We start from the raw sequence: 3,360 nt of genomic DNA, 5'->3' as shown, positions 1-3,360 counted from the left end.
ACGTAAATTTTAAAGATATTCTCGCCCGCTTTGTCGTAAAAGCCCACAAATTTCGAGAGCATCCCCATGAAAGTCTGCGTCACAAGGATGATCTTATCGATCTCATCCGTCTTTAGATGACCCCCCAAAATGCCCAGCCCATGCGCTTCATCGCCGTTTGCGCCCATGCCGAAATTATAATATCCGCGCGCGCTCTTGCCGCTTGGGATCTTGGTTTTAAACTCGATGATGAAGCTCGGCGTATTTTTCACGAAAAGCACCTCGCCCCAGCTCTCAAGCTCCCTAATGACCTCGACGAATTTATCGCCGCCCGCGCTCTTTCCGAAGCGCTCGGGTAGGTTTAGCAGCACGTCTATCTCCTTGGCGCCGAGCTCCTTGCAGATCTGCGCGATCGAAATTTTAGGGTTTTGCGCAAACAGCGCCTCGATTCTCTCTTTCATTTTCATCCTTTCTAAAATAAAATTTTTGAGCGCCATTATAATATAAAAATTCTAAGTTACAGATAATGGCAATCAATTAAAGAGGATTTGAAAAGCTTATTCTAAGAAAAATTTAGCGCTACAAAGTGCTTATGCATAGAATTTTAAGTGATAATACAAAGAATTTTATCTGCACGGAATTTTAAAATTCTAAAATTCCGCAAAGCTTTAGAGCTTTGTCATAGCGGATCGTATCCGAAGCGATTGGACCCGCTATCGCCGCGCTGCACGAAAAACACAAGCAGCACTATCCAACCCACAAATGACACCAAAAGTCCGATATCGCCGAAAAAAGCACCTACTATCGGCGTTACAATAAGCAGAAAAAACCAGCCGCTTCTATCGGTGTCATGTAGTCGCCTGACTGATACGGCGATGGCTGGCACGAGCATGGCTAGTTGAAAAAGCGCATCTATAATGCCGATTTCTTGATGGACGATTTTGCCGGCTATTATTTGATTGTACCCTATCGTAGTGCCTAAAACGCCATCTATCAAGCTCAAAACGATCCCGCCAAGCACGGTAAATAGAAAAAACCACCAGTACTCCGACCTTGATGCTCGCCCGCTAAATGCGGCGTATTTTTGCTTGACGCAAGTTTGCACGGACTCCATAAAAGTCATTTTAAACTCCTTTTTTAAAATAATATAGGATTATACTAATCGCCCCTTAAATTTAAATACCTAAAACTCCCGCCCGTTCATCTGCTTTACGTGATACGCCAGATTCGCTAGATTGTAGCCGCCTTTTGAGGCGGCAACCTCTCTAGTGCCATAAACCGCCGAAACATTTAGAATTACCGAAGCTAACCACCCTATGGCAAATACTAAGGCAAAAAGCTGCGAGTCAAGCGCTATCAGGACTAGAGTTACTATCTCCGTAGCCACAATAACATAAAACGCTCTTAGATAGTTTTTCTCTCCGCTGCAATCATAAAGCTCTTTACTAACTAGCAGCTGATAGATCAGATATACCGCTGTGCATACACAATAAATGCTTATCATAAAAACTGATGGATTAAACAATTCAAATCCTACAAATATAGTGCTTACTGCGCTTATAGCCGAAGAAACTCCGACTAGCACGGCGTTTGATAGCAGGTCCGTGCTGCGTATAGCGCGCGCTAAAAAATATAGCCCCACAGCTAGGCATATCATAGATATAAGTCCGACACCCTCCAACGCGCCCACTTTATCTACATTCTTGATATATCTGCCTACCGCATTTAACGCCTCAAGCCCAAACGCTATATAAAGGGTAGTTTTGGCAGTAGATAGATTCTCGCTCTGCTCTTTAGCGTCATCCGTATAAACATACAGGATTGCTCCCGCGCCTACGGATACATTTAGCTTTCGCACCATTTCAGGCAACCTAAAAAAGTCGCTAACAAGCCAAATCAAAAATAAAACATTGGGCACCGAGAAAATAACCATAAAATGAAAAAAGCCCTGTTCTATATCTTTTAGGTCTGATGCTTGCACGCCCAAATCCGGACGAGATGAGTTTACAAGCGCCAACAGCTCGTTACCTTCTATACTCGTCCACATGACAGCAACCACTACTAAAAAAAGCCAGATGAGAAATGGCAGCCCGCCTAAAAGCTGAAAAATCGCGGAGATTATATGCCCAAGATAAAATCTATGCGCACCGAAAGGCCCGAGGAACATATAAAATACGTAGGCTTTATTTAGATCGTAAGCCTTAGCTGAGCTTTGCGTAGAGTTAATTCTATCGGAATTTGAGGAAGCTGAATTTTGCCAAGTGGAATTTTGCTCCACAAAATTCTGCGAGTTCGCAGCATTTTCGGTAGAATTCAAACTTTTAGCGTTAGAATCTTGCTCGCTAGAGCCTGTCGCAGCAGAATCTTGTAAAATAGAATTTTCTTCATCCAAGCCTTGAACTGCAAAAGCTAAATTTTGCTCCGCAGAATTCTGTGGTGTGAAATTCTGTTTTGTAAAAGTGGAATTTTGCTCTATAGAATTCTGAGCCGCGAAATTTTGCTCGCTAGTATTATCCGCTGCAAGAGCTTCTTGCGCTAAATCTAAATTCTCAGATTGCTCCTGTGGTTTCTCGTCCAGAGGCTTTCTCTCTTCGCCACTTTTACGTCTTATGCTGGCTAGCGACGCAGGATTGCTGCTGCTGCCCCAAATATCTTCGCCCATCTACTCTCCTTGATTTTTAAAGCAATTTTACCTGAAATTTAAGGAATTTTTGTATATTCGCCACTACAAATTCAAAGCAAAGGACAAAAATGTCAACAGTAACATTTCAAGGAAAGCCCGTAGAGTTAAGCGGGCAAGAGATAAATCTAGGCGATCGCGCGCCGCAAGTACGCTTAGTAGCCCAGGATCTAAGCGAAATCGAGATCGCTAGCGGCAAGCACGTGCAAATCATCGTTGCCGTGCCGTCGCTAGATACACCCGTCTGCGCGACGGAGGCACGCAAGTTCAACGAGCGCGCAGCATCGCTTCCCAACACCGAAGTAATCGTCGTTTCGATGGATTTGCCGTTTGCGATGGGGAGGTTTTGCACGACTGAGGGGATCAAAAATCTACGCGTTGCAAGTGATTTCCGCGATAAAGAATTTTGTCGCCGCTACGGCACTCTCATCGCCAGCGGTGCATTAGCAGGTCTTAGCGCCAGAGCAATCTTCGTCATAGATACCGCAGGCGTTGTGGTTTATAAAGAGCTTGTAAGCGACATAGCCTCTGAGCCCGACTACGACGCAGCGCTAGATTTTGCAGAGCTCGTCGCTCGCAACAGCTGCTCTAACTGAGCAAGATAATAGATCCAAGGTTTGGATAATTTTCGCCTCGCTTTAGTTCACTACTTTAAGCAAATTCGCCCTACTGCAAGTAAAAAACGAAGTAGGGCGCTTAAA

4 protein-coding genes are annotated in these 3,360 nt (G+C 44.4%); 1 reads left to right on the top strand and 3 read right to left on the bottom strand.

The window, feature by feature from the left end; genetic code table 11:
* The 3 genes from hutX to Q0369_RS00010 form a co-directional block, all read right to left on the bottom strand.
* On the bottom strand, positions 1–440 hold a 440-nt coding region (hutX, locus tag Q0369_RS00020), incomplete at its 3' end, for a heme utilization cystosolic carrier protein HutX (protein WP_298094276.1).
* A gap of 218 nt (positions 441–658) precedes the next feature.
* Positions 659–1,102, bottom strand: coding sequence for a DUF805 domain-containing protein (locus Q0369_RS00015; RefSeq protein WP_298094273.1), 444 nt, complete (start codon positions 1,100–1,102; stop codon positions 659–661).
* Between the two features lie 60 nt (positions 1,103–1,162).
* A complete protein-coding gene (locus Q0369_RS00010) occupies positions 1,163–2,641 on the bottom strand; it encodes a TM2 domain-containing protein (protein ID WP_298094270.1) in 1,479 nt (492 codons plus the stop codon).
* A gap of 89 nt (positions 2,642–2,730) precedes the next feature.
* Here Q0369_RS00010 and tpx point away from each other — a divergent pair, with 89 nt between their 5' ends.
* Positions 2,731–3,255 (top strand): thiol peroxidase, encoded by a 525-nt coding sequence (gene tpx / locus Q0369_RS00005; protein ID WP_297921832.1) that lies wholly within the window; start codon positions 2,731–2,733, stop codon positions 3,253–3,255.
* Positions 3,256–3,360 lie beyond the last annotated feature (105 nt).

The sequence above is a fragment of the uncultured Campylobacter sp. genome (genome assembly GCF_938030685.1).
GTDB lineage: Bacteria > Campylobacterota > Campylobacteria > Campylobacterales > Campylobacteraceae > Campylobacter_B.
Note: the sequence above shows the minus strand (reverse complement) of the source record. Positions and strands in the feature narration are given on the sequence as shown.